At 63.1% G+C, this 25,828-nt stretch carries 19 protein-coding genes, 3 pseudogenes and 2 riboswitches; of the genes and pseudogenes, 13 read left to right on the top strand and 9 right to left on the bottom strand.

What is annotated here, in order from left to right; all coding sequences use genetic code 11:
* Window positions 1-40: 40 nt before the first annotated feature.
* Both KDD17_RS01270 and KDD17_RS01275 read right to left on the bottom strand, forming a co-directional pair.
* Complete coding sequence (locus KDD17_RS01270) at window positions 41-733, bottom strand: hypothetical protein (RefSeq protein ID WP_254796850.1); 693 nt, start codon at window positions 731-733, stop codon at window positions 41-43.
* 18 nt (window positions 734-751) lie between these two features.
* Complete coding sequence (locus KDD17_RS01275; RefSeq protein ID WP_254796851.1) at window positions 752-1,600, bottom strand: HTD2 family dehydratase; 849 nt, start codon at window positions 1,598-1,600, stop codon at window positions 752-754.
* 110 nt (window positions 1,601-1,710) lie between these two features.
* On the opposite strand from KDD17_RS01275, the pseudogene KDD17_RS18675 reads away from it, so the two are divergent.
* A pseudogene (locus KDD17_RS18675) lies at window positions 1,711-2,109 on the top strand (Stealth CR1 domain-containing protein); the annotation flags it as partial.
* Between the two features lie 552 nt (window positions 2,110-2,661).
* On the opposite strand, the gene KDD17_RS18680 reads toward KDD17_RS18675, so the two are convergent.
* From KDD17_RS18680 to KDD17_RS01295, 4 genes are read right to left on the bottom strand one after another with little or no spacing between them, the layout of a single operon-like run.
* Complete coding sequence (locus KDD17_RS18680) at window positions 2,662-3,330, bottom strand: DUF1045 domain-containing protein (RefSeq protein ID WP_254796852.1); 669 nt, start codon at window positions 3,328-3,330, stop codon at window positions 2,662-2,664.
* Complete coding sequence (locus KDD17_RS01285) at window positions 3,327-3,662, bottom strand: carboxymuconolactone decarboxylase family protein (RefSeq protein WP_212704924.1); 336 nt, start codon at window positions 3,660-3,662, stop codon at window positions 3,327-3,329. The genes KDD17_RS18680 and KDD17_RS01285 overlap by 4 nt, the downstream gene beginning before the upstream one ends.
* A gap of 9 nt (window positions 3,663-3,671) precedes the next feature.
* The gene (locus tag KDD17_RS01290) at window positions 3,672-4,433 is read right to left on the bottom strand and encodes an amino acid ABC transporter permease (RefSeq protein WP_212704925.1); all 762 of its coding nucleotides are present in this window, start codon (window positions 4,431-4,433) and stop codon (window positions 3,672-3,674) included.
* An 8-nt stretch (window positions 4,434-4,441) separates the two neighbouring features.
* On the bottom strand, window positions 4,442-5,185 hold the full coding sequence (locus KDD17_RS01295) for an amino acid ABC transporter ATP-binding protein (RefSeq protein ID WP_212704926.1): 744 nt from the start codon (window positions 5,183-5,185) through the stop codon (window positions 4,442-4,444).
* A 122-nt stretch (window positions 5,186-5,307) separates the two neighbouring features.
* Between KDD17_RS01295 and KDD17_RS01300 the strand changes: the two genes are divergently transcribed.
* The 3 genes from KDD17_RS01300 to KDD17_RS01310 all read left to right on the top strand — a co-directional run bounded on the left by KDD17_RS01300 (window position 5,308) and on the right by KDD17_RS01310 (window position 8,993).
* Window positions 5,308-6,084 carry an ABC transporter substrate-binding protein gene (locus tag KDD17_RS01300; protein ID WP_212704927.1) on the top strand — a complete coding sequence of 259 codons (777 nt, stop codon included), beginning with the start codon at window positions 5,308-5,310 and terminating at the stop codon, window positions 6,082-6,084.
* Window positions 6,085-6,146: 62 nt separating this feature from the next.
* Window positions 6,147-7,517: an MATE family efflux transporter gene (locus KDD17_RS01305; RefSeq protein WP_212704928.1), complete on the top strand. Its 1,371-nt coding sequence runs from the start codon at window positions 6,147-6,149 to the stop codon at window positions 7,515-7,517.
* A 58-nt stretch (window positions 7,518-7,575) separates the two neighbouring features.
* A riboswitch (glycine riboswitch) is annotated at window positions 7,576-7,664 on the top strand.
* A 2-nt stretch (window positions 7,665-7,666) separates the two neighbouring features.
* Window positions 7,667-7,749, top strand: a riboswitch (glycine riboswitch).
* A gap of 26 nt (window positions 7,750-7,775) precedes the next feature.
* A complete protein-coding gene (locus KDD17_RS01310) occupies window positions 7,776-8,993 on the top strand; it encodes a D-amino acid dehydrogenase (protein ID WP_212704929.1) in 1,218 nt (405 codons plus the stop codon).
* Here KDD17_RS01310 and KDD17_RS01320 read toward each other — a convergent pair.
* The 3 genes and pseudogenes from KDD17_RS01320 to KDD17_RS01330 all read right to left on the bottom strand — a co-directional run bounded on the left by KDD17_RS01320 (window position 8,990) and on the right by KDD17_RS01330 (window position 15,532).
* Window positions 8,990-14,319 (bottom strand): annotated as a pseudogene (locus tag KDD17_RS01320) (Hint domain-containing protein). The gene KDD17_RS01310 and the pseudogene KDD17_RS01320 overlap by 4 nt on opposite strands.
* A gap of 152 nt (window positions 14,320-14,471) precedes the next feature.
* Window positions 14,472-15,248 (bottom strand): DeoR/GlpR family DNA-binding transcription regulator, encoded by a 777-nt coding sequence (locus KDD17_RS01325; protein WP_212704931.1) that lies wholly within the window; start codon window positions 15,246-15,248, stop codon window positions 14,472-14,474.
* Window positions 15,233-15,532, bottom strand: coding sequence for a hypothetical protein (locus tag KDD17_RS01330; protein ID WP_212704932.1), 300 nt, complete (start codon window positions 15,530-15,532; stop codon window positions 15,233-15,235). The genes KDD17_RS01325 and KDD17_RS01330 overlap by 16 nt, the downstream gene beginning before the upstream one ends.
* Here KDD17_RS01330 and glpD point away from each other — a divergent pair.
* The 9 genes and pseudogenes from glpD (at window position 15,531) to KDD17_RS01375 (ending at window position 25,828) form a co-directional block, all read left to right on the top strand.
* Complete coding sequence (gene glpD, locus KDD17_RS01335) at window positions 15,531-17,114, top strand: glycerol-3-phosphate dehydrogenase (protein WP_212704933.1); 1,584 nt, start codon at window positions 15,531-15,533, stop codon at window positions 17,112-17,114. The two genes, KDD17_RS01330 and glpD, sit on opposite strands and share 2 nt — an antisense overlap.
* Window positions 17,115-17,123: 9 nt before the next feature.
* Window positions 17,124-18,209, top strand: coding sequence for an ABC transporter ATP-binding protein (locus KDD17_RS01340; RefSeq protein WP_212704934.1), 1,086 nt, complete (start codon window positions 17,124-17,126; stop codon window positions 18,207-18,209).
* 10 nt (window positions 18,210-18,219) lie between these two features.
* Window positions 18,220-19,289: pseudogene (locus KDD17_RS01345) on the top strand (ABC transporter ATP-binding protein).
* Entirely contained in the window at window positions 19,286-20,155 is an 870-nt protein-coding gene (locus KDD17_RS01350) for a carbohydrate ABC transporter permease (protein ID WP_212704935.1), read from the top strand. Before KDD17_RS01345 ends, KDD17_RS01350 begins: the two are co-directional and overlap by 4 nt.
* Before the next feature lie 2 nt (window positions 20,156-20,157).
* On the top strand, window positions 20,158-21,021 hold the full coding sequence (locus tag KDD17_RS01355; RefSeq protein WP_212704936.1) for a carbohydrate ABC transporter permease: 864 nt from the start codon (window positions 20,158-20,160) through the stop codon (window positions 21,019-21,021).
* Window positions 21,022-21,052: 31 nt separating this feature from the next.
* Window positions 21,053-21,325, top strand: a complete 273-nt coding sequence (locus KDD17_RS01360) for a DUF2160 domain-containing protein (protein WP_212704937.1) — start codon at window positions 21,053-21,055, stop codon at window positions 21,323-21,325.
* Between the two features lie 71 nt (window positions 21,326-21,396).
* Entirely contained in the window at window positions 21,397-23,118 is a 1,722-nt protein-coding gene (locus KDD17_RS01365; RefSeq protein WP_212704938.1) for an ABC transporter substrate-binding protein, read from the top strand.
* A 125-nt stretch (window positions 23,119-23,243) separates the two neighbouring features.
* Window positions 23,244-24,731, top strand: coding sequence for a glycerol kinase GlpK (glpK, locus tag KDD17_RS01370; RefSeq protein ID WP_212704939.1), 1,488 nt, complete (start codon window positions 23,244-23,246; stop codon window positions 24,729-24,731).
* The gene (locus KDD17_RS01375; protein WP_212704940.1) at window positions 24,728-25,828 is read left to right on the top strand and encodes an iron-containing alcohol dehydrogenase; all 1,101 of its coding nucleotides are present in this window, start codon (window positions 24,728-24,730) and stop codon (window positions 25,826-25,828) included. The genes glpK and KDD17_RS01375 overlap by 4 nt, the downstream gene beginning before the upstream one ends.

Raw genomic sequence — 25,828 nt, forward strand, 5'->3', positions numbered from 1 at the left:
CCCGCCCCTGCACCCTTTCAAAAATACCTGATCCGACATCTCACCCGAGTGCTGCGGCCAGACGGGCGTGCGCCGACACGCCTCGCGCGTCAAAGGTCACATCGCGCAGGAATACCCCCTGCGATTGGTTGATCCGTTGCAGCAATCGCTCGCTCAAGGGCGCCTTGAACAGCTCTTCGCGCAGGATGGCGCATTCCTCGACGCTCAGCGCGATCACCTTCGGCCCGTCTTCCGACTGTACCGACACGTAGGTGAGCGGCGGCAACCGCCACAGCTCGGATTGCTCGATCACCAAATGCAGCTCCCCGCGTTTCATGTCGCGCCCCGCGGCGATCCGGGTCAGCGCGGCGCGGGCCTGCAGGCGCAGCAGATCCAGCCCCCGATCTGCCGCCGCGGCATCGATCAGACGCGCGCGCCGTGCCTTAGGCACCCGCAAAAGGCGCATTTCCACCAGCCAGATCATCGCCACCATCAGGATCGGCGCCTGCGCCATCGGCAGCGCCATGGCGTTCCAGCTCAACCCGATCAGGATCAATGGCAACAGCGTCAGCGCATAGCGCAGCGCCTGAAACTCGATGATCAGCCGCAGATAAAGCCAGAACCCGACGCGCGTGCGCGGCCAGACCGTCACCCGGCCAAAGAACTTGCGCGGCAGCTGGCGCACCTTGAGGATGGCGGGGTTGCGCAGGGTTCGGTGGGTCACGACGATCATGCGGCAATCATAGCGTCGCACGCGGCAGGCGGTAGCCCGTCAGAACGTCGCGGTCGCGCGCATGGCGATCCGCCCCTCGGCGGTCGCGGCTGCCAGCTCTTCGCGCGGGCCGTCCCCGCGCGCGTGCAGCGTAAAGGGCGCAGTATCAAACACCGGCGCCACCGCGCGAAAGGAGAACGCGCGCATCCTGTCTCCCCGCCGCGAGGTGGCAAGATCGGCCAGCAGCGTGGCGATCAGCGGGCCATGCACCACCAGCCCCGCGTGCCCCTCGACACCCGTCGCGTAGTCGCGATCGTAGTGGATGCGATGCCCGTTGAAGGTCAGCGCTGAATAGCGAAAGAGCATCACCTCGGAGGGCACGATTTGCCGGGTCGTCTCCCAATCCGCCCCGACGGGATCGGTTGGCGTCGCAGCCGGTGGACCGGGCGCGGGATCCGCGCGGTAGACGATGTCGTGCTCTTCCCAAAGCGCGGGACCGTCAGGCCCCGCAATCTCGTGGCGCACGGTGACAAAACACAGAGGCCCGCTGCGACCGTTCTTTGGTGTCACGGCGCGAATGGTCGAGATTTTGCGGGCTTCCTCTCCCAATACGAGCGGGCGCATGAAGCCCAGCCGACCGCCGGCCCACATCCGCCGCGGCAGCGCCACCGGCGGCAGAAAACCACCCTTTGCCGGATGCCCGTCCCGACCCAGACCGCTCAGCGGCGCGGTTTCCAGAAAATAAAGCCAGTGCCAAAGTGCGGGCAGGGCCATACCGTCGTCGAGGGTCGCGTCGCGATCAAGCGTCATCTGCATCCGCCGCGCGGGGTCCGCGTGCAGCCGGTCCTGCCGGGTCTGGCTGTGTCCGATCCACGCACGCGGATCTGCGGTTTCGGGGGGTGTCTGCACGCGCGGCCTCCTGTCTGGATTTATGGCACTAAAGTGCACCGATCCCTTTTCTTTTGCGAGGCCAAAACTACTTCCCAAAAAGAGTGAAGGTCCGCAGGGGATCAACGATCATGCATGTGTTTGACAGTGAAGACCCGATCGATGCGGTGATTACCTGGGTCGATGGCGGCGACCCGACCCACCGCGCGCTGCGCGAAAGCTATTTGCGGCGACAGACGTCACCGCTTTGCGAGAATGCCAGCAATCCCCATCGCTGGGGCGCGGATGACGAGATATTCTTTTGCCTGCACTCGATTAATCTTCACGCGCCCTGGATCCGCACGATCTGGCTGGTGGTCGATGGGGAGGGGCCCGATCCGGCCCGCCTGTCGCCCGCGATCCGCGCAAAGCTGAGGCTGGTGCGCCATCACGAAATCTTTGCCGGGTTCGAGCATGTGCTGCCCACCTTCAACAGCCTGGCCATAGAAAGCATGTTGTGGCGAATCGAGGGGCTGTCGAACCGCTTTCTCTATTTCAATGACGATGTGTTCCTCACCGCGCCGCTGCATCCGTCGGACATGTTTGAGGGGAATGCCCCGGTTCTGCGGGGCAAAAGGCGTAATTATGAACGCGTCGTGACGCAAGCAGATCGACGCGCGCATCCCGCGCGGTTCAATCAGGTGATGCACGCCAATGCCGCCGGCCTCTTGGGGCACGCACCCGACCAGATATTTGCGGCCGCCCATGTGGTGCATCCGCTGCGCCGGTCGGTCATGGCCCGCCTATTTGTCGAACATCGTCAGGCATTTCTCGACAACATCCGGCACCGGTTTCGCGATCTGGGGCAATTCCTGCCGCAGGCCCTGCACAATCACCGTTTGATCGAAACCGGCGAAGTACGCTTTGCCGTGACCCGCGACCACGTGCACGTCAAAAGCGGGACCAGCGGCGCGAAGGCGGCAAAACGTCTGTCGCCCGAGGGGATGCGCGACGCAAAATTCCTTTGTGTCAACGACCTGCCACAGCTTGAGGCCGCGTTGCCCGATGCACGGCTGCGCCTTGCGCAGGCGGTCGCGGGCCCGTCACAGGTTGCCCAAGGGGATGCGTTCGAGCGCGTGAAAGAACCCCTGCGCATCCTGAGCGGCCAGCGTCACATGGTCGATGGTATAGGGCTGCGACAGTACGGGGGCAAAGTGGCGCTGGGCCTGCGCCCGTAGGGGTTCGGCGTCCCGCAACGGGCCGGTCAGCGTGATGTGAAACCGGAAATCCTGCACGACATGGGGATAGCCCCATTGGGCCAGGTTGGCGCGCTGACGCGCGCTGAGCCGGGGGTTTTGCCGTCGCGCCACTTCATCCTCGGACGGGGCGGCACGAAAGGTATCCAGCCCGCGCACGAATGTTTCGGCCATTTCATGCAGCGCGGCGGTTTCATCGACAGGTCGCAGCGCCAGAAATCTGCCCATCGTCATCACGTCCAGCCGGTCAATCGTGATCGGCGGAAGATCGGCGGCCAACGCGCGCGCGGCCCGTGAAAGGCCCTCCGCATCGGAACCCGGCGCCAACCGCATCGGCGGCTTGAGCGTTGCGTGCAACCCATAGCGGCGCGGTCTTTCAGTGGCCCCGGAAAGATCCAGATCCGGTGGATGCGCCACCGCGCGACCCGCGTGCATGTCCCACCCCAGCCACGCTGCACCCAGTTGCGCAAATTTCCCGTCGGGCGTGGCGTAGATCGCGTAGCGGCGGTATGTCATGCGGCGAATTCGTCGTAAGCCTCCAGCGCCTTGGCGCCGTAGGCGATGGAGGGCCCGCCGCCCATGTAGCCGATCATTTCCAACGCCTCGCACATCTCTTCGCGGGTCAGGCCCAGCCGCACCAGCGATTTGACGTGGAACCCGATGCAGCTGTCGCAGCGGGTCGAGATGGCGATGCCCAGGGCGATCAGCTCCTTGGTTTTCTCATCCAGCGCGCCGGTGCGTTTGGCGGCCTTCGACATGGCGCCAAAACCCTCGAACATGCCCGGCGTCTGCTTTTGCAGGGTGCCGATGCGGGCGTTGGTCTCATTGAGAAATTTGGTCCAGCTCATGGCTCTCTCCTATCGGCTTTCGTTCGCGCCCATGCGGCGTTCCAGCCAGCGCACAAAGAAACTGATGATGAGCACCAGCACGAGGTATTCGAAAATCAGCAGGGTGTAGATTTCCAGTGGGCGGTATTCGGTCACGACCAGCTCATTGGCGCGGCGCGTCAGTTCCTGCATCCCGATGACAGAGGCAAAGGCCGACATTTTCACGATATAGATGAATTGGTTGGCCAGCGGCGGCAGGATCCGCCGGATTGCTTGCGGCAGGATCACATAGCGCATCGTCTGGGTGTAGCTCAGGCCCACGGTGCGCGCGGCTTCGGTCTGCCCCTTGGCGATGGATTGGATGCCGGAGCGGTAGATCTCGGCCGTGAACGCCGAATCCGAGATGGCGAGCGTGATGATCGCGCCCCAGAACGCGTCGATACTGACCGAAATGCCCATGGATTTCAGCACTACCGGCAACCCGTAAAACACCCAGAACAGCATCGGCAGCAGCGGGATCGCGCGGATGAACTCCACGTAGATGCGGGAGGGCAGGCGGATCCAGCGATTGTCGGACATGCCGGGCAGCGCGACGACCAGCCCGATCACCATCGACATCACCGCGGCGATCACCGACAGCAGGATCGTATTGCCGAACCCATTGAGCAAAAAGCGGATGTTGGATGCGCCATTGGGCGTGGAGGGGTCGATCACGTACCAGCCCCAGTTTCCGGCCGCGCAGCCCGTCAGCAGTAAAAGCGCGCCAAGCGCCAGAAGGGTGTTGCGTTTCATGGGCGCTCTCAATGCTTGAGGATCTGGTTGAGGAACGTGCGGCAGCGTTCTGTTTGCGGGTTCTCGAAAAATCCTTCGGGCGTGCCGGTTTCGACAATGGCGCCCTGATCCATGAACACCATGCGGTCGGCGGCGCGGCGGGCAAATCCCATCTCGTGGGTGACGACGATCATGGTCATGCCGCTGTCTGCAAGATCGACGATCACGTCCAGCACTTCCGAGATCATCTCGGGGTCGAGCGCCGATGTCGGCTCGTCGAACAGCATGATCTTGGGCTCCATACACAGCGAGCGTGCGATCGCCACGCGCTGTTGCTGGCCACCCGACAGGGCCGACGGTTTCTTGTGTGCCTGCTCTGGAATGCGCACGCGTTCGAGGTATTTCATCGCCCGCGCCTCAGCCTCGCCGCGCGACAGGCCGCGTGCCTTCATCGGGCCAAGCGTGAGGTTTTGCAGGATCGTGAGATGCGGAAACAGATTGAATTGCTGAAACACCATCCCGACCTCCGAACGGATCGCGTCGATGGAGCTTTCGTCGCGCAATTCGGTCCCGTCCACGGTGATGGTGCCGTCGTCGTGCCGCTCCAACGCGTTGACGCAGCGGATCAGCGTTGATTTGCCCGACCCCGACGGCCCGCAGACCACGATCCGCTCGCCGTGGGCGACGGTCATGTCGATGTCGCGCAGGGCGTGATAGTCGCCGAACCACTTGTTAACGCCGGAAAGTGTGATCGCGTCGTTTTGTTCTGTCATGGACGGCCCCTGTCTGAGGTGTATAGTATAGTTGACAGTTGCCAAGGCGCCAGTCGGGATTACCTCTGCGCCACCACCAAGGCCCGTTCAAGGGTCAAACACCACTCCACAGGGGAAACATCATGAAATTTCTGAAACATATCGGCTTGGCCGTGGGCCTTGCCGCGACTGTCTGGGCCACGGCTTCGTCGGCGCAATCGGCGCTCAACGAGATTCTCAGCGGCGGCACGCTCAAGGTCGGCACGACCGGCGACTGGAACCCGATGAGCGTGCGCGATCCCGCGACCAACAGCTATCAGGGCTATGACATCGACATCATGACCCAACTGGCCGCCGACATGGGCGTCGAGCTTGAAATGGTGCCGACCGATTGGAAAACGCTGGTGAACGGCGTCGTGGCGGGCAACTACCATATGACCGGCTCCGCCTCGATCAGCCCCGCGCGCCTCAAGGCGGCAGGCTATTCCGATAGCTATATCGCGGTCGAGATGTTCCCCTTCACCACCAAGGACAAGCTGGCGAATTTCGACGGCTGGGACAGCATTAACAACGGTGAGGTAAAGGTCGCAACCACGCTCGGCACCTCGTTCGAGGCGATGGTCAAGGAGTGGTTCCCCGACGCGGAGATCGTCGTGGTCGAAGCCCCCGCGCGCGGCTTCCAGGAAGTGCTCTCTGGCCGGGCGGATGTGTTCATCACCTCCAACATCGAAGGGTCCACGCTGCTGCAAAAATTCCCCAACGTGCGGCAGATCGAAGTGAGCGAAGCGCGCTCGCCCACGCCCATCGCGATGCTGCTGCCGCAGACCGATCAGGTCTGGATCAACTACGTCAACAGCTGGATCGAGCTGAAAAAGACGCAAGGCTTCTTTGAGGAAGTCGCGCTGAAATGGGGTCTGTGAGACCTTTTCATAGCTGACCACAGGGCGCCCTTCACCGGGGCGCCCTTTTTGATGGAGCCTGCATGATCGACGATGACCTGACCCAAGGACCGCTGAGCGGTCACTTCCGCCGCATCGCACTACCTGCGGCGATCGGGATGCTGTTTTCCACGCTCTATAACGTCGTCGATACGTTCTACGCGGGGTGGTTCGGCACGCAGGCGCAAGCTGGATTATCGGTGGGGTTTCAGGCGTTCTTTATCCTTGTGGCCATCGGTTTCGGCACCTCTTCGGCGATGAGCGCGCTGGTGGGCAATGCCAAGGGACGCCGCGATGCGGCGGACGCGCGGCATCTGGCGGCGCAGGGCATCAGCTTTGCCGTGGTTGCGACCGGGCTGATGATTCTTACAGCACTGCTCACCGGCCCTTCGCTGATCGCACTGGTGTCCGAGCCGGGAGCGTACCGCGACGCGGGGCAGGGGTATTTCAATCTGCTGATCCTGTCGTTGCCGGGATTCATCATCGGCTATTCCGGCAACGGTATCCTGCAAGCGCGCGGCGACACCAAATCCATGCAACGCGCGCTGATGGTGGCGTTTTTTGTCAACGTGGGGCTGAACCCGCTGCTCATGTACGGGATCCCCGGTGTCGTGCCTGGGCTCGGCTTTAACGGGATCGCGCTGGCCACTGTGATCAGCCAATCCGGGGTGGCGGTTTTCATTCTGTGGCGCGTGTTCGGGCGCGCCGTCATGCAGGATCTGCGCGCCGCCGAATTCATCCCCGATCTGGCGAAGTTCCGTGAGATCATGGCGCAGGCGTTTCCGGCGGGCTTTGCGTTGCTGGTGACCTTCTCAAGCGGGTTCATCGTGCAATACGCGCTGAAATCCTACGGAGAGGCGTCGATTGCCGCCTACGGCATCACCATGCGGATCGAGCAGCTGTTCCTGCTGCCCGCGCTTGGCATCACCATCGCGCTGGTGCCCATCGCGGCACAGAACTATGGCGCGCAAGACAGTGACCGGGTCCGCGCGGCGTTCCACCGCTGTTGGATCATGGGGGTCATCATGTGCACGGTGGCGTTTCCGTTTTTGTGGTGGGGGGGCGCATGGGCTGCCCGCGTATTTTCCGACGACGCCGAAGTGATCCGCATCTCGGCGCTGTTTTTGAAGGTCGAGGCGGTGATTCTACCGCTTTACGTGGTGCTGTTTTCCATCAATTCGCTGTTGCAGGCGCTTAAAAAAGCCAGCTGGACGATGTGGATCGGCATCTACCGCCAATGGATCGGGATCGCCCTGTTCATCTGGCTGTTTACCGTGCCGATTGACTGGGGTCTGACCGGTGTACGCATCGGGATCGCCGCCGGTGTGGGCACCGGTTTGCTGTTGTCGCTCGCCGTGGTGGTCTATGTGGCCCGGTCGCGGATCGGCAGCCTGATGCCCGCCAGAATCGCTTGACGGTCTGCGACAAATCTGCGCATGTTTCCGATAGGAAACGGTAGTTTCCCTCGACGTAAAGGACCGTTCGGGAGAGCGCGGAGCGATCCGCCGCCGAAGGAGCAACCGCCCCGGTAAACTCTCAGGCACCCAGGACCGACGGCCCTCAACACTCCGAAGAGTGGTGGCACTGCCACCCGCCGAAGGAGCAAGCCCTGCATCCGGGTGAAACTCTCAGGCCAGTGACGGAGGGGGCGATTTTTGGGAGAGGAATTCCCCATGCGCTCTATCGCTGTCATCGGCGCCGGAATCACCGGCGTGACTACTGCATTCGAACTTCACCGCCTCGGGCTGGACGTCACCGTCTACGACCGCCAGCGCTATGCCGCGATGGAAACATCCTTTGCCAATGGCGGCCAGCTCAGCGCGTCCAACGCCGAGGTCTGGAACCAGACGAGCACGGTCCTCAAGGGCCTCAAATGGATGTGGAAGCGCGACGCGCCACTGCTGGTGAGCCTCAAGCCAAGCTGGCACAAGGCAAGCTGGATGGCGGAATTTATCCGCGCGATCCCGCAGTACCGCGACAACACCGTGCGCACCACCCGCATGGCCATCGCCGCGCGGGATGGTCTGCGTGAAATGGCGCAGGTGGCGGGCGTCGATTTCGATCTCTCCCCCGCCGGGATCCTGCATTTCTATGCTCAGCAGCATGATTTCGACCACGCCCGCGAGGTGACCAAACTGCTCGCCCAAGGCGGACTCGCGCGCAAGGAACTGATGCCCGAGGAGGTCCGCGCGCACTGCCCCGAGCTGAGCGGGGATCTGGTCGGTGGCTTCTGGACCGAAAGCGACATGACCGGCGACATTCACAAATTCACCATGGGCGTGGCCGGTTGGCTGCGCGGACAGGGCGTGCAGTTCAAGATGGGCACACCGGTCGAACAGCTGACGCGCAAGGACGGCGGCATCGACGTGGACGGCACCCACCACGACGCGGTTGTGATCTGCGCGGGCGTCGCCTCGCGCCGCTTTGCCGCGCAACTGGGCGAGCGGGTGAACATCTATCCGGTCAAGGGCTATTCAATCACCGTGAACCTCACGGATGAGGCCTCGCGCGCGGCGGCGCCGACGGTGTCGTTGCTGGATGACGCGGCCAAAATCGTGACATCGCGGCTGGGCGAGGGGCGTTTCCGCATCGCCGGCACCGCCGAGTTCAACGGCGAGAACCGCGATATTCGCGACGACCGCATCCGCCCGCTGGTGAAATGGTGCGAGCGGTATTTCCCCGGCGTGTGCACCGAAAGCGTCGTGCCCTGGGCCGGGCTGCGCCCGATGATGCCAAACATGATGCCGCGCGTGGGCGCGGGGCAATCGGCGGGCGTGTATTTCAACACCGGCCACGGGCATCTGGGCTGGACCCTGTCGGCGGCAACGGCGCGCATCCTTGCGGGTGAGGTCGCAGGCACCGTCACGCCCGCCCTGTCACGCGCGGCCTAGGCCGCCAGTGACAGCGCAGACTGCGCAGGCGGCGTCAGATCCGCCAGCGCGATTGCCGCCTCGAAACGGCGCAGCGTCGGGCGCGCGGCGGGGTAATCCGCCGTGCCGTCGAACAATTCGGGGAACAGCGTTTCAAGCTCCGCGCGCGGACCCTCATCAAGCCCCGACAGGCTGCGTGCGCCGGGTTGAAAGCTTTCGGTCCAGCAGCCATCGGACATCACGATCTCATGCGCGTCGAACATCAGGTGGATGTAGGTTGCGCTATCGTCCGGGGCCGTCTCGACGCCGTCGAGGCAGGTCAGATGGGTCGCGGCGATCAGGGCTTCGTCCATACCGAGGTTCAACTCAATCTTCGCGCCTTCGCGCAGAAAACGGTGCTGGGGGCTGACGGTCATGTCGCGCAGCGGCGCGTTCGGACGCAACGCGCCGCGCGCCACGCGGATCGGGCGCAGCTGGGGGCCAGCGCCAGATCGCGGGCGTTCAGCACCTTGGTCCCGATCCAGCGGATGGGTTGCAGGCCGTTGTCCCGTGTCTTGACCAGATCACCCACGCGCAAGTCCTCGACCCGCAGGCCGCCACGGTCGGTGGCGATACGCGTGCCGGGGGTGAAACACGGCACAATGCTCTCGATGTCGGTGAAAGTCAGCGTGCCTTCAAGCGCACCGCCCGCATCAAAGAACTGTACCGTGCCGCTGGTGCTGTTGCCATCGGCATCGTCGGTTTCGGTCACGACGTAGCTGCCGCCGGGGCTGAGCGTACCGGTCAGATCCAGCGTGTCATTGTCGTCGCCACCACTGCCACCCGCGATCGTGTCGCCAAAGGCCGCGCCTGCGACGGTATAGCTGAACGTATCGGCATCATCGCCGCCCTCCAGGCTATCTGCCCCGGTGCCCGCGATGAAGCTGTCGTTGCCCGCACCGCCAAAAACATCGACGCCCGCGCTGTCGGCGCTTGCATCCACAGTGTCGTCGCCGATCCCCAGCCGGATCCGTTCGATTTCGGCGAAGTCGGCGCTGCCTGTGGCGTGGGTCAGCGCACCTGCCTCGTCGCCGGTAAAGGTGACGGATGTGGCCGCCGTGACGTTGGTGGCATTCAGCAGATCGCCGTCTGTCTCATTGCTTTCCCCGCCCACAACACTGTCGGCGCCGGTGCCGTCTCCAAGGATGAAGGTGTCGTCCCCGCCGTCACCGTACATCGTATCGTCGCCCGCGCCGCCCGCAATCCGGTCATTTCCGTCCGCGGTATCCTCGGCAACGAACGCGTCGCCGGCAAAGATTGCATCGTTGTCGCCCGCGATATCCTCAAGGCCCGTGCGATCGGCGGCGGGGATCCAGTCGGCGACAAGGTTGGGGTTGCTCAGCTCGGTGCCGAGCCGGATATCGTCGAAGTCGGCGATTTCCTCTGGGGTGCGCACATCGCTCCACAGGCGGGCCTCTTGGATGGCGCCGTCAAACAGTTGGGGCACGGCAAAGCCACCGCCCACGCTGTCCTGCTCCTGACCAAAGGCGATGGTGCCCCCGGCTTCAAGCGGATTGCCCGCCTGGTGGATCTGGTCGCTGGTCTCAATGCCGTCGACGTAGGTCTTCAGGCTGCCTGTGGAGCTGTCCCAGCTGACTGCAAAGCTGTGCGGTGTACCGTCGAACAGATCCGCGGTCGGCACGCCTGTATTGATGGAAGAGCCATTGATGAAGACCGAAATCGTGCCACCTGTGGCAAAAACCAGGAATTCATTGTTGCTGGTCGGGGTCGCATAGGAGAACAGCGATGATTGCCCCGTGCCGATTGGATCGGCGGTAAAGCGTGTCTCGAAGGTGATGGCGTCCGTCGGAAAGTCACTTACGTTCGAGGCCAGCGCGACACCGTCGGTGCCGGTCGCGTTAAAGACCGCGGCTTGCGGTGACCCGCCCGAGATGACGTCTGAACCGCTTCCCCCATTGATCCGGTCGGCATCTGCGCCGCCCCAGATCGTATCGTTTCCGGCACCGGCGTTCAGCGTATCGTCGCCGCTGTCGCCGAAAGCGAGGTCGTCACCGTCGGCGACGTTGACAAAATCGGCGCCCGCGCCCGCCTCGACGGTGTCGTTGCCAGTCCCCGCACTGACCGTGTCGTTGCCGGTGCCCGCATCGAGGATGTCATCACCGCTGCCTGCGAGGATACTGTCCGCGCCCGCGCCGGTCTCCGCGACGATACCGCCGGTATCCGCAATTCCGTCGACCGTGTCGTTGCCGCTGCCGGTCTCCAGCGTCTCGATCTCGCGGAAGGTCGCGGTATCGGTGCCATCGGTGAGCGTGCCCGCCTCTTCGGCGGTATAGGTCACTGTCAGTGGCGCCGCGACAGTGCCCGCGTCAAGCGTGTCGCCATCGGTCTCGCCGGTCTCGCCGCCGACAAGCGTGTCGTTGCCAAAACCATCGGTGAGCACAAGGCGGTCGTCCCCGCCCTGTCCGAACACCTGATCGTCACCGGCCCCACCGTCGATCACATCATCGCCCGCCCCGTCATTCAGCGCGGGATCGACCAATCCGGGGTAGCTGACCAGATCGACGGTGGTCCCGCCGGTATCCGGGCCGCTGATGCTGGAGAACAGCTGATTGCCGCCGTTATTCTCGAAATAGATGATCTCGACAAGGTGCGGCCCCGGCTCAAGCGCGATGAAACCGCTTTCGGTGGCAAGCCCGTGCAAACCGTCATTGTCGACGACTTCGATCCCGTCGATGAACAATTTTGATCCATCGTCCGAGCTGGTCGAGAAGGTGTAAAAGCCACCTTCCTCAATGTAGAGCTCCGAGGTGAATTTCAGCGCAAAGTCATCTGCGGTGTCGTAGTCCGCCGGTGTGATGCTGTCGGAAACACCCGACGCGGTGAGCGTGTTGGTATTGTCGCGCCCACCGTTCTGCGTGAACCCCGCCGCCGCGAGGTCGGTCGGGTTACCCGTCGGGTCAAGGTCGTAGTATTCGTATTGCCAGGGCGTCGCAGTGCCGTTGCCACCGCTGCCGTCGGCATTGGCGCCGATTGCCTGGCTATCGCCATAGATGACGTCATCCCCCGCACCCGCGCGCACGGTGTCGTCGCCGTCACCCGCCAGAACGATGTCGTCGTCGGGGGCTTCGCCCGCGAATACGGCATCGGCGTTGTCGATCTGATCCTGATCGGGATCCCCGGTGTAACCTGCATCGATCAGGTTGTCGCCTGCATCCCCTTCAACGTAGCCGTCCCCGAACGCCGCATTCAGGGTTTCGATGTTGTCGAATGCCAGCGTGGTGCCATCGGAAAAGGTGACGATCCCGCGCTCTGTCGGAGTGGCGGAGGCCGCGCCTGTCCCGTCGAGGTACTGCACGGCCGCGACGCCTGTCAGCTCGAGAATGTCGATATCGCTGCCATCGGCGTCTTCGCCGCCGTCAACCACGTCAAGCCCGCCCGCGAAGATCGTGTCGCTGCCGGTGCCGCCCACAAGCGTATCGGCGCCTTCGCCGCCCGTCAGCGTGTCGTTGCCCGCGCCTCCGTCAAGATTGTCGTTTCCTGCTCCACCGTCGAGCAGATCCGCACCCGCGCCGCCGATAAGGACGTCCGCCCCGCCGCCACCGTAGGCCAGGTCGTCGCCTTCGCCACCGCGCAGGGTGTCGTTGCCACCGGCGGCTGTGCCGGTAATTTCGCCCTCTGCGTCACCCCACAGGGTGTCGTTCCCCGTCCCGCCAAACAGGCTGTCATCATCGCTGCCGCCGACGAGCAGATCCTCACCGCCATTGCCCAGCAGCGTATCGTCGCCTGCCTCGCCGCGCAGCGTGTCGTCGCCCTGGGTAAAGTTGACGGTGTTTGGGTCCGCGATGACGTCTCCGTTGAGCGTGAAGCCTGAGTTTGCCCCCCGCGTCGTTGCTGTGAAGGCGATGTCGGATTGATCCTCGAACAGGCCGCTGAACCACGCCGTCTGGTCGTCCGGTGTCAGGTTCACGCCGCCCGACGCACCGGTCGCCGTATAGGTGCCGTTGGCCTCGCTCAGCGTCAGCTGGTTGGTCACCGAGGTCTCGTAGCCCGAGAACTGCTCGTCGCTGATACTGATCGCTTCGGCGCCGCCGACGGCTTCGTCGATGTCGCCCCAGGTGGCGCGCCCGGTCAGGCTGATGGGCTGGTCGGTCGTGGGATCGAGGAATTCGAGGCGGAAGCTGGCGGTCTCTCCCTCCATTGCCGGATCGTTGGTGCGGTTTGTGATGATCTCGGCGCCGGCCAGGCCCGCGATGTCGACGGTCAGATTTTCGTTGCTGCGGCTGACGAGGGTCAGGCGCGCGGAAATCGGGGTGCCGTCATCCAGAAAGCCGACGTTGTCGTAGATGACGCTGTCGCCCTCGACTGCGGCATCGGGCGCACCCGTCAGGCTGCCCGGGCGCACGTTGTTGATGTCAAGCTCAAGCGAGGTGACATTCAGGCCCGCGGCGCCCGAGGTCTGGATATCGCCAAAGAGCATATCGTCGCCTGCGCCGCCCTCGACGCTGTCGCTATCCATCCCTGCGTTGACGATATCGTTGTCCGCGCCCGCAAGCACGGTGTCATTTCCGGCACCCGCCTTGACGATGTCCTGATCGCCGGTGGTGCCAAAGATGCCGTCGCCCGCGTCGATCCGCTCCCCGTCGGTGGCGTCGGTGTAGGCGGCGTCGATGACATCATCGCCGCCGGTGCCCGAGACGATCCCGTCGCCCTGCAGACCAGAGCTGGCAAAGGTTTCGGGCGTATCGTGGATCGAGACGTAGTCGATGCTGCCGTCGAAATATTGCTGCAGATTGTCGGCGGTGTTGTCCCCCGATTGGTTCTGGTTGGCGCCGATGGTGATCGGCTCGTTGAACGCGCCTTGATCCCATGAGATATCGGGGGAGGTCGGCTCGGAATAGGTGGTGCCCTGGGTAAGGTTCTCGACGGTAAAGGTGCCGCCGGTGCCATTGTCCCAGCTGAAGGTGACGCGGATGTCGTCCCCGGCGGCGTAAAAGCCAGGGCCGGTGTTCTGCACGTAGTTGGTCGTTGAGGTTTGCGATCGCGTCTCGACCGACCCATCGGCGAGGACCCGCAGATAAAAGTGGCCGCCTTCGTCATTCCCGAGGCTGTCCCGCGAGAAGATCGCGCCGGTGTGCAATGTGTCGGCACTGAACTCCGTGATCAGTGTGCCCTGCGTCAGTTGAAACGCCGGATCGGGGGCGACTTCGACGTATTGGTCGACACCGTTGGTCTGCAAGGAGCCGTAGGTTGCCCCGGCGCCATTCTGAAATGTGCCGTCCTGCGCGCCGTTGGCGACCGATGTATCCTCGGCGGAACCTTCGCCGAAACCCCAAAAACTGATCTGCACTGTCCACTACCTCAACCGGGATCGGGCCCGCATGGGCGCCCGTTTTGGCATCGTGGTTAATGGCCTGCAGTGGTGAAACTATGGTCAGAGAGGGGTGAATTGTGTCAAATTCAGCGACAATGGGACGGAATTGGGGCGGCTGGTCAGGCCCGCTAGAGCCGCGACTGCGGCGGTGTGACGATTACGGCCGTATCCGCCGCCGCGCAGACGGTTGCGCATGCCGGCGGCGGGGGTTTATCGGTGTAAAAGACATCGACCTCCGCCAATGAAGCGATCCGCGCCGGGGCCTTTCGGTCGAATTTCGACGCATCCGCAGCCAGAAAGACATGATCGCTTTGCGCGATGATCGTTTGGCTGACGCTCACTTCCTGAATGTCGAAATCAAGAATGTCACCGCCCGCATGCAGCGCCGAACAGCCGATCACAGCATAGTCGAAACGAAACTGGCGGATTGTGTGGGCGGCCAGATCGCCGACAAGCCCGCCATCGGTATGGCGCAGGTTGCCGCCCGTCACGACGACCGAAATCGCGTCATGCCCCGACAGAATGGTGGCGATGTTGAGATTGTTGGTCACCACCAACAGCCCCTCATGACGGATCAATTCGCGCGCGACAGCTTCGGTGGTGGTCCCGATGTTGAGAAAAACCGAACTGTCGTTTGGTATCTCGGCCGCACAGGCACGGGCGATGTCCACCTTGGCGGCCTGGTTCAGGTCGCGCCGTTCGTTATAGGCGATGTTCACAGTGTTGGAGGGCAGAACGGCCCCACCGTGCACGCGTTCAAGTTGCCCCGCGTCGGCAAGCTCGGTCAGATCGCGGCGGATGGTCTGTGGCGTGACGCCAAAATAGCTCACCAGCCGTTCGACCGTCACCTTTCCTTCGCGACGGGCGATATCGATGATTTCCGGCTTTCTCAGGGTCTGAACCATATGGTCAGTCTGTTTCGATGTGGCAGAAATGTATAGCCGCAAAAGCGCACATTTTTCGCAAAGACATGGGTTCGTTTGGGTTCCTTTTGTGCGAAACCCACCTTTGCAGCCGCAGAAATTCGCTTGCTGCGGCGCAGAAATAGGGGAATAGATAAAAATAAATTGTTATATTTCAGGGCGAAAGCGAAAACCGCGCAAAAACGAACATATTTTGCTTTCCTTGAGGCGCGGTTTTTGTAAGCAATTACGTCCAAAGCAATGGCTTCTTGGGAGGAGGTCGACATGAAACCTGAATACGACCTTCTGGTTATCGGCGGTGGCATCAACGGCTGCGGCATCGCCCGCGATGCCGCCGGTCGCGGTCTTTCAGTCTGCCTGGCCGAGATGAATGACATCGGATCGGCGACGTCTGCCTCCTCGACCAAGCTCTTCCATGGCGGATTGCGGTATCTCGAATACTTCGAGGTCCGCTTGGTGCGCGAGGCGCTGATCGAGCGCGAGACGCTGTTGCGCGCGATGCCGCATATCGCCTGGCCAATGCGCTTTGTCTTGCCCTATCACAAATCCATGCGGTTCGACGGCACAACGCCCACGTCGAAAATCCTCAACACCGTGATGCCCTGGATGAAAGGGCGCAGGCCCGCATGGCTGATCCGCATGGGTCTGTTCATGTACGACAATCTTGGGGGGCGGCAAATCCTACCGGGCACCCGCAGCCTGTCGCTGCGCGGCACGCCCGAAGGCAAACCGCTCAAACAGATGTTCGCGCGGGCGTATGAGTATTCCGACTGCTGGGTCGAGGATTCGCGGCTGGTGGTGCTGAACGCGCGCGATGCAGAGGCCCGCGGCGCCACGATCGAAGTGCGCAGTAAGGTTGTGAGCGCCGATGTCGTGGACGGCATCTGGCACGTCATCCTTGAGGACGCCGAAGGGCGCCGCGACACCCGCACCGCGCGCATGGTGGTCAACGCCGCAGGGCCGTGGGTCGGGGATGTGCTGCGCGGCACACTCAAATCAAACAGCCAGGGCGGCGTGCGGCTGGTACGGGGCAGTCACATCGTCACCAAGCGCCTGTTCGATCACGACAAGTGCTATTTCTTTCAGGGCACCGACGGGCGGATCATCTTTGCCATACCCTACGAGACCGATTTCACCCTGATCGGGACCACGGATGCCGAGCACGAGGATGCGTCGGAAAAACCGGTCTGCACGCCGGAGGAGCAACGCTATCTGGTGGACTTCATCAATGGCTATCTCGCCGACCCGATCAGTACGGACGACATCGTCTGGACCTATTCCGGCGTGCGTCCGCTGTATGACGATGGTGCCAAAAGTGCGACGGCGGCGACGCGGGATTATGTGATCAAACTGGATCGCGCGCGTGGGGCACCGGCGCTGAACATCTTTGGCGGCAAGATCACGACCTACCGGCGGCTGGCCGAAAGCGCGCTCAAGGAGATCGGGACGGTTTTTGAGGGCTTGTCCGGGCCGTGGACGGCGGGCGTGCCCTTGCCCGGTGGGGATTTCCCGCACGATGGCGTGGCGCGTCTTATCGCGGATCTGCGCGCGGCCTTCCCGTTTCTGTCCGAGCGGTGGGCGACCCGTATGATCCGCGCCTACGGCACCGAGGCCGCCACACTGTTGCAGGGCGCGACCACCGCCGCCGATCTGGGCCGGGATTTTGGCGCGACGCTGACCGAGCGCGAAGTCGATTGGCTGATCGCGCATGAATACGTGCGCCGCGCCGACGATGTCGTCTGGCGGCGCAGCAAATTGGGGCTGCGGATGAGCAAGCCAGAAATCTCGGTGCTGGATGATTGGATCCGGGACCGTGTCGCAAGCGCGCTCAGCGCGGCGGCGGAATAGGAGACGGCGATGACACTGGAGCTTAAAGGGGTCAGCAAGGTGGTGAGCGGGGAGACGCATATTCGCCCGACCGACCTGACGCTTGAGCGTGGCACAATGAACGTGCTGTTGGGGCCGACGCTGTCGGGCAAGACGTCGCTGATGCGGCTGATGGCGGGGCTGGATGTGCCCACCACCGGCAGTCTGATCTGGGAAGGGCGTGATGTGACCGGCGTGCGCGTGCAGGATCGCCGTGTCGCGATGGTCTATCAGCAGTTCATCAACTACCCCTCGATGACGGTCTACGACAACATCGCCTCCCCGCTGCGCCTGATGGGTAAATCCAAAGCGGAGATTGACGCGGCGGTGCGCAAATCCGCAGACCTGATGCAGCTTACCCCGATGCTCGATCGCAAGCCGCTGGAGCTGTCGGGCGGGCAGCAGCAACGCTGCGCGCTGGCGCGGGCATTGGTCAAGGACGCGGGGCTGGTGTTGCTCGACGAGCCGCTGGCGAACCTGGATTACAAACTGCGCGAAGAGCTGCGCGTCGAGATCCCCAAGATTTTCGAAGAGGCCGGATCGGTCTTTGTCTACGCCACCACCGAACCCGAGGAAGCGCTTTTGCTGGGCGGGAACACCGCCGCCTTGTGGGAAGGGCGCGTGACGCAGTTCGGGCCGACGCCCTCCGTCTACCGCAAGCCCGTCGATGCGACGACAGCGCGTGTGTTCAGCGATCCGCCGATGAATTTTCTGCAGCTGACCAAAGCGGGCAGTGAGATCCGCTTTGGCGCTGGGCAAACCGCTGCGGTCACGGGTACGCTGGCGGCCCTTGCGGACGGCAGCTACCTCGCCGGGTTCCGGCCCAACCATCTGGAAATCACGCCAAGTGCCGAGGCGATCACCTTTGACACCAAGCTGAAGGTGACCGAGCTTACCGGTTCGGAGACGTTCATTCACCTCGATCACCACGGCGAAACCTGGGTCGGCCTTGTGCATGGCGTGCATCAACTGGCTTTGGGCGCGGCGCTGCCGGTGTACCTGAACCCCGCCCACATCTACATTTTTGACGCCGACGGCGCGCTGGTGGCTCCTGCCGCTTACGCGGCCGCGGCCTGAGGAGCGCGCGATGGCCAAGATAACCCTCGACAACCTCGCCCATTCCTACCTGCCCAAGCCGGGCGGCGAGGATGATTTTGCGCTCAAGGAGTTGAACCATACGTGGGCGGATGGGGAGGCCTACGCGCTGCTGGGCTCGTCGGGGTGCGGGAAATCGACATTGCTCAATATCATTTCGGGTTTGCTGCATCCCAGTCAGGGGCGCATCCTGTTCGACGATAAGGATGTCACGCGCGCCAGCACCGCCGATCGCAACATCGCGCAGGTGTTCCAGTTCCCGGTGGTCTACGACACGATGACGGTGCGCGACAATCTGGCGTTCCCGCTGCGCAACCGGGGGGCAAAGCCGTCTTACGTCGCCGAGCGCGTGCAGCAGATCGCGGCGATGATCGGGATGGAGGACACGCTCGATAAACGTGCGCGGGGCTGACGGCGGATGCAAAGCAAAAGATCTCGCTCGGGCGGGGAATGGTGCGCGAGGACGTGAATGCGCTGCTGTTCGACGAGCCGCTGACGGTGATCGACCCGCATATGAAATGGGAATTGCGCACGCAGCTGAAATCGCTGCACCATGAATTTGGTCACACCATGATCTACGTCACCCATGACCAGACTGAGGCGCTGACCTTTGCCGACAAGGTCGTCGTGATGTACGACGGCCGCGTGGTGCAGATCGGCACGCCGCAGGAATTGTTTGAGCGGCCCGCGCATACCTTCGTAGGCTACTTCATCGGCTCGCCGGGCATGAATGTGATCCCGGCGGAGGTAAGCGGCAAGACGGCCACCGTTCAGGGCCACCAACTCAGCCTCGCGCAAGGGTACGGGCCGCTCGCGGGCAAGGTCGAGCTGGGCGTGCGCCCCGAATTCCTGAAACTGGGCGACACGGGCCTGCCGGTCAGCGTGCGCCGGGTCGAGGACGTTGGCCGCCACAAGATCGTGCGCGCGGATCTGTTCGGCCAGGAGGTCAACATCGTCGCGGGTGAAGGTGAGGCCGTGCCGTCAGAGAGCGCGCATGTCGCTTTCGATCCGGCGCATGTGAATGTCTACGTCGATGATTGGCGTGCGGAGGGGGCAGCATGAACAAGACCCATAATCAAAAGGCGTGGTTCCTGATCCTGCCGGTGCTGCTGCTGGTGGCCTTCTCGGCGGTGATCCCGTTGATGACGGTGGTGAATTACTCGGTGCAGGATACTTTCGGGCAGAACCAGTTCTTCTGGGCGGGGCTTGAGTGGTTTAAGGAAATGCTCGACAGTGATCGGATGTGGGACGCGCTGGGCCGACAGCTGATGTTCTCGGGCATCATCCTGGCCATCGAAATTCCGCTGGGCATCTTCGTGGCGCTCAACATGCCGAAATCCGGGTTCTGGTCGTCGCTGTGCCTTGTCCTGATGTCGCTGCCGCTGCTCATTCCGTGGAACGTGGTCGGTACGATCTGGCAGATCTTTGGCCGAGTGGATATCGGGCTGCTGGGCTACACGCTCGACGCGCTGGGGATCAATTACAACTACACGCAGGATACCTTTGCCGCCTGGGCCACGATCATCGTGATGGATGTCTGGCACTGGACGTCGCTGGTGGCGCTGCTGGCCTTTGCCGGTCTGAAATCCATCCCCGACGCCTATTATCAGGCCGCCAAGATCGATCAGGCCAGTCGCTGGGCCGTGTTCCGCTATATCGAGCTGCCCAAGATGGCGGGCGTGCTGATGATCGCGATCCTGCTGCGCTTCATGGACAGTTTCATGATCTACACCGAGCCGTTCGTCGTCACCGGCGGTGGTCCGGGCAACGCCACGACGCTTTTGTCGATCGATCTGGTGAAAATGGCGCTGGGGCAGTTCGACCTTGGCCCCGCCGCGGCCTTCTCGATCATGTATTACCTCGTCATCCTGAGCATTTCCTACGTGTTCTACACCGTGATGACGACCATGGATAACAAGGGGTCCTGAGCATGACCGACGTCTCTGCAATCCCCGGCAAGCTGACCGATGCCGCCCCCGCCAAGCGCCGCCTGAAGGTGCGCGGATCGGTCATCGTCATGACGCTGTATCTGCTGTTCATGCTGCTGCCGATCTACTGGCTGCTGAACATGAGCCTCAAGACGAACACCGAGATCCTCAATACCTTCTCGCTGTGGCCCAACAATCTGACGTTTGCCAACTACGCCACGATCCTCACCGATCCGGCATGGTACATGGGCTACGTCAACTCGCTGATCTATGTGCTGATGAACACCGCGATCAGCCTCGCCGTGGCGCTGCCTGCCGCCTATGCCTTCAGCCGCTACACGTTTCTGGGCGACAAGCATCTGTTTTTCTGGCTGCTTACCAACCGCATGGCGCCGCCTGCCGTGTTCGCGCTGCCGTTCTTCCAGCTCTATTCCTCGGTCGGGTTGTTCGACACGCATATCGCCGTGGCACTGGCGCATTGCCTGTTCAACGTGCCGCTGGCGGTCTGGATCCTCGAAGGGTTCATGCGCGGCGTGCCCAAGGAGATCGACGAGACCGCGTATATCGACGGCTATTCGTTCGGGCGGTTCTTTGTAAAAATCTTCATGCCGCTTATTTCCAGCGGGATCGGGGTCGCGGCGTTCTTTTGTTTCATGTTCTCTTGGGTGGAACTGCTGCTGTCGCGCACGCTGACCACGGTGGACGCCAAACCCATCAGCGCGATCATGACCCGCACCCAAGGGGCGGCGGGCATCGACTGGGGGGTGCTGGCGGCGGCTGGCGTGCTGACCATCGTGCCGGGCGCGCTCGTCATCTACTTTGTGCGCAACTACATCGCCAAGGGCTTTGCCCTGGGGAGGGTGTGATGCGCGCCACACGAACTTGGAGGACCGTTTGATGGACTGGATGGCATGGACCTGGCCCACGGCCCTGTTCTTTATCATCATCGCGAGCACGCTGATCGTGTTCACGGTGTTGGCCGCGCGCTACCCCGAAACCCCGCGCCGCGGGATTCTCGGGATGGAGACGACGCGGGGGGATCGGTTATTCATCACGCTGCTGGGATCGGCCTTCATCAATCTCGCGTGGCTCGGGCTGGTGGGCGCCAGCCAGCCGTGGGCGCTGCTCGTGTGTCTTTTCTATGCCGTTGCGGTTTTCCGCTTCGTCTGAACCACCGCCGCGTGCCCTCATCGGGCGCGGGGCACTAACCAAAAACAAGTTTCAACAACCGGGAGGATCAAATGAAACTGAATCTGAAATCAAGCACGGCGGTCGTGTTTGCGCTGGGGATGCTGGGCACCCCCGCGATTGCCGACATGGAGGCCGCCAAGCAGTTCCTCGACACTGAAATCGGTGATCTGTCGACGCTCGACCGCGCCGCGCAAGAGGCCGAGATGCAATTCTTTGTCGACGCGGCAAAGCCGTTTGAGGGCATGGAGATCAAGGTCGTCTCTGAAACAATTGCAACGCACCAGTACGAAAGCGAAGTGCTCGCCCCCGCCTTTACGGCGATCACCGGAATTCAGGTCACCCACGATCTGATCGGCGAGGGAGACGTGGTCGAAAAACTGCAAACGCAGATGCAGTCGGGCGAGAACATCTATGACGCCTATATCAACGACTCCGATCTGATCGGCACGCACTGGCGCTATCAGCAGGTGCGCAACCTGACCGACTGGATGGCGGGTGAGGGCGCTGATGTGACCCTGCCGACGCTGGACGTCGAGGATTTCATCGGCACCAGCTTTACCACCGGCCCCGATGGCAAGCTCTATCAGCTGCCGACACAGCAGTTCGCGAACCTCTACTGGTTCCGCTACGACTGGTTCAACGACGAAAAGAACAAGGCCGACTTCCAGGAGGCCTACGGCTATGAGTTGGGCGTGCCGGTCAACTGGTCCGCCTATGAAGACATCGCCGAGTTCTTTACCGGTCGCGATCTGAGCCACCTCGACGTCGAGGGCGAAGTCTTTGGCAACATGGACTACGGCAAGAAAGACCCAAGCCTTGGCTGGCGCTACACCGACGCGTGGATGTCCATGGCCGGGATGGGCGACGTGGGTGAGCCGAACGGCCTGCCCGTCGACGAATGGGGCATCCGCGTGAACGAAAACTCGCAGCCTACGGGTTCCTGCGTGGCACGCGGCGGGGCGACGAACTCGCCTGCGGCGGTCTACGCCGTGACCAAGGCGATCGAATGGCTCCAGAAATACTCGCCCCCCGCGGCAGCCGGCATGACATTCTCCGAGGCGGGGCCCATCCCCGCGCAGGGCAACGTCGCGCAGCAGATGTTCTGGTACACCGCCTTCACCGCCGCTACGGTCGAGCCTGACCTGCCGGTGATGAACGAGGACGGCACGCCCAAGTGGCGGATGGCTCCCTCACCGCACGGTGTCTACTGGAAAGAGGGCCAGAAGATCGGCTATCAGGATGCCGGTTCGTGGACGCTGATGAAATCGACGCCGGTTGACCGTGCACAGGCCGCCTGGCTCTACGCACAATTCGTGGTGTCCAAGACGGTGGATCTCAAGAAATCCGATGTCGGTCTGACCTTCATCCGCGAAAGTACCATCGACAGCGAGCACTTTACCGAGCGCGCGCCGCGTCTGGGGGGTCTGGTGGAATTCTACCGCTCGCCCGCGCGCGTGGCATGGTCGCCCACCGGTACCAACGTACCTGACTACCCCAAGCTCGCGCAGCTGTGGTGGCAGAACATCGGCGACGCCATGTCGGGTGCAAAGACACCCCAAGAAGCGCTCGATCAGCTGTGTGCCGATCAGGAGCGTGTGCTGGAGCGTCTTGAGCGTGCCGGCGTCCAGGGTGATCTGGGCCCCGTCATGAACGAAGAGCAGGACGCCGAATACTGGTTCAGCCAGCCCGGCGCCCCCTACGCCAAGCTTGAAAACGAGGACGAAGAGCCACAGACCGTCGCCTACGACGAGCTGATCAAGTCCTGGCAGTAAGCGTGCCGCGATAAACCGGGCCGGGGCGGATGCGCCCCGGCCCCTTGCACGTTTTAACCCTATCTGGTGGTCTGGTCTGACCCCTCGGGGCACGGAACCCCCGCCACTGCAAAAGGGACCGCTTCATGAAATACGTTCTTGCCATCGATCAGGGCACAACCTCGACCCGCGCGATCCTGTTTGACGAAGGGTTGAGCCCCACCGCTACCGCGCAGGAAGAATTCCCCCAGCATTTTCCGCATTCCGGCTGGGTCGAGCATGATCCAAGCGATCTGTGGGCGACGACCGCCGGCACCTGCCGGGCCGTGATCGAACGCGCGGGCATCGACGCTGGCGATATCGCCTCGATCGGTATCACCAACCAGCGCGAAACGACGGTGGTCTGGGACCGCGAGACGGGCAAGCCGATCTATAACGCCATCGTCTGGCAGGATCGCCGGACATCGGCGTACTGCGAGGAACTGCGCGACGCTGGGCACGCGGATATGGTTGCGGAACGCACGGGCCTTCTGCTGGATCCGTATTTTTCGGGGACCAAGCTGAAATGGATCCTCGACACGGTCGAGGGCGCGCGGGCAAAGGCGCAGGACGGCAAGCTCCTGTTTGGCACCGTCGACAGCTACATCATCTGGCGCCTGACAGGCGGCAAGGTGCATGCGACCGACGCCACGAACGCCGCCCGCACGATGCTTTACGACATTCGCGAAGGGGAATGGAGCACCGAGATCTGTGAGCTGATGGACATCCCCATGCAGATGCTGCCACAGGTCAAGAACAGCGCGGATGATTTCGGCGAATGTCGCGCCGATCTGTTTGGTCGGCCCATTCCGATCAACGGCGTTGCGGGCGATCAGCAGGCGGCCACCATCGGTCAGGCATGCTTTGAGCCGGGGATGCTCAAATCAACATACGGCACCGGATGTTTTGCGCTGCTCAATACCGGTGACACGATCGTGCGCTCCTCAAACCGCCTGCTGACGACGATTGCCTACCAGCTGGACGGCAAGCCGACCTATGCGCTGGAGGGGTCGATCTTTATCGCCGGGGCCGTGGTGCAGTGGCTGCGCGACGGGCTCAAGATCATTCGCGAGGCGTCCGAGACGCAGCCATTGGCCGAAGCGTCCGATCCTGAACAGGGCGTGATCCTTGTGCCGGCCTTTACCGGCCTTGGCGCGCCCTACTGGAACGCGCAGTCGCGCGGTGCGATCTTTGGTCTGACCCGGAATTCCGGTCCCGAAGAGATGGCGCGCGCCGCATTGGAAAGCGTGGGCTACCAAACCCGCGATCTGCTGGACGCCATGCGTGCCGATTGGCAGGGGCAGGGTGGAGAAGCCGTGTTGCGCGTGGACGGGGGGATGAGCGCGTCCGATTGGGCGATGCAGTTTCTTGCAGATATCATCGGCGCGCAGGTAGATCGCCCCAAGGTGCTAGAAACGACGGCGCTGGGGGTTGCGTGGCTGGCCGGGATGCAAACGGGCGTGATGCCCGCGCAGGCGGAATTTGCCAAGACATGGGCGCTCGAGCGATCCTTTGAGCCGCAGATGAGCGCCGACACCCGTGCCGCTAAATACACCGACTGGCAGCGCGCGGTGCAGGCGACGTTAAGCTATTGAGCAGCTTCGGAATCAACAGCCCGACCCGGATACGCTTTGGCGCGGGCGTGGGGCAGGAGATCGCGACGGGGCTGCCGGGCGGTCCCGGGCGTGTGCTGCTGGTGCGGGGCGCCAGCGCCGCGGCGGACGCGGCCGCCCGGTGGCTCAAGGATCAGGACCTTTTCGAGGTGCGGGTATCGGGTGAACCCTCCGTCCCCAATCTGGCCGAGGCGTTTGCCGCGGCGCGGGGAACGCCCATCCGCGCGGTGGTCGCGTGCGGCGGCGGATCAGTCATGGACACGGGCAAAGCGCTGGCATTCGCCCTCTCGCAGGGTGCCCCGCTTGACGACAATTTTGACCGGATCCCCGCTGGTACGCTCGCTCGACCTCCAGATATTCCCTGCATTGCGGTACCAACGACGGCGGGCACCGGCGCCGAGGTGACGGCGAATGCCGTTATCGACATCCCCACGCGCGGCGCCAAGGTCAGCCTGCGGGGAACGGCAATCACGCCGACCCATGCGTTTGTAGATCCCGATCTGATGGCAGGCGCCCCGAGGCAGGTCGTCCTGCAATCGGGCCTCGACGCAATCTGTCAGGTGATCGAGGCCTATACCTCCCGCCACGCCAGCCCGTTCACAGACGCGCTGAGCCACCCGGCGATTGCGCGGGGTCTGCGCGCGTTGCCAGCGGTGCTGGACGGGGGCCCCTTCGACGAGATGGCGTGGGTCAGCCTCGCCAGTGGTCTCGCGCTTGCCAACGGTGGGCTTGGCGCGGCGCATGGGCTGGCCTCCATCGTCGGGGGGCGTTTTGATGCACCGCACGGCGGGCTGTGCGGGCGGTTTCTGGGCCCAACCCTGCGCGAGACGCCGGATTTGCCACGTGTGCGCGAGGTACTTGAGATAATGGACGAAGCATTGCCCGGGCGGGGCGATCCGCTGGACCGCTTTGATGCGTGGATCGACGATCTGGGCCTTGGTCGGCTGGCCGATTGGGGCGTGGCGCCCGATGCCCACGGCGACATGGCGGCGCTGGCGCCCGATACGTCATCCTCGCGGAAGGGGGCGGCCCCGCTGGACCCTGCCGCCTACATCCGCGTTCTGCGCGCCGCGCAATAG

The organism is Sulfitobacter albidus, assembly GCF_018200035.1.
GTDB classification, from domain to species: Bacteria; Pseudomonadota; Alphaproteobacteria; order Rhodobacterales; family Rhodobacteraceae; genus Sulfitobacter; species Sulfitobacter albidus.

Coding starts and splice junctions, on each gene's coding strand:
- KDD17_RS18680 (WP_254796852.1), bottom strand. CDS start 3,330: ATGACATACCGCCGCTACGCGATCTACGCCACGCCCGACGGGAAATTT.
- KDD17_RS01285 (WP_212704924.1), bottom strand. CDS start 3,662: ATGAGCTGGACCAAATTTCTCAATGAGACCAACGCCCGCATCGGCACC.
- KDD17_RS01290 (WP_212704925.1), bottom strand. CDS start 4,433: ATGAAACGCAACACCCTTCTGGCGCTTGGCGCGCTTTTACTGCTGACG.
- KDD17_RS01295 (WP_212704926.1), bottom strand. CDS start 5,185: ATGACAGAACAAAACGACGCGATCACACTTTCCGGCGTTAACAAGTGG.
- KDD17_RS01300 (WP_212704927.1), top strand. CDS start 5,308: ATGAAATTTCTGAAACATATCGGCTTGGCCGTGGGCCTTGCCGCGACT.
- KDD17_RS01305 (WP_212704928.1), top strand. CDS start 6,147: ATGATCGACGATGACCTGACCCAAGGACCGCTGAGCGGTCACTTCCGC.
- KDD17_RS01310 (WP_212704929.1), top strand. CDS start 7,776: ATGCGCTCTATCGCTGTCATCGGCGCCGGAATCACCGGCGTGACTACT.
- KDD17_RS01325 (WP_212704931.1), bottom strand. CDS start 15,248: ATGGTTCAGACCCTGAGAAAGCCGGAAATCATCGATATCGCCCGTCGC.
- glpD (WP_212704933.1), top strand. CDS start 15,531: ATGAAACCTGAATACGACCTTCTGGTTATCGGCGGTGGCATCAACGGC.
- KDD17_RS01330 (WP_212704932.1), bottom strand. CDS start 15,532: ATGTCGACCTCCTCCCAAGAAGCCATTGCTTTGGACGTAATTGCTTAC.
- KDD17_RS01340 (WP_212704934.1), top strand. CDS start 17,124: ATGACACTGGAGCTTAAAGGGGTCAGCAAGGTGGTGAGCGGGGAGACG.
- KDD17_RS01350 (WP_212704935.1), top strand. CDS start 19,286: ATGAACAAGACCCATAATCAAAAGGCGTGGTTCCTGATCCTGCCGGTG.
- KDD17_RS01355 (WP_212704936.1), top strand. CDS start 20,158: ATGACCGACGTCTCTGCAATCCCCGGCAAGCTGACCGATGCCGCCCCC.
- KDD17_RS01360 (WP_212704937.1), top strand. CDS start 21,053: ATGGACTGGATGGCATGGACCTGGCCCACGGCCCTGTTCTTTATCATC.
- KDD17_RS01365 (WP_212704938.1), top strand. CDS start 21,397: ATGAAACTGAATCTGAAATCAAGCACGGCGGTCGTGTTTGCGCTGGGG.
- glpK (WP_212704939.1), top strand. CDS start 23,244: ATGAAATACGTTCTTGCCATCGATCAGGGCACAACCTCGACCCGCGCG.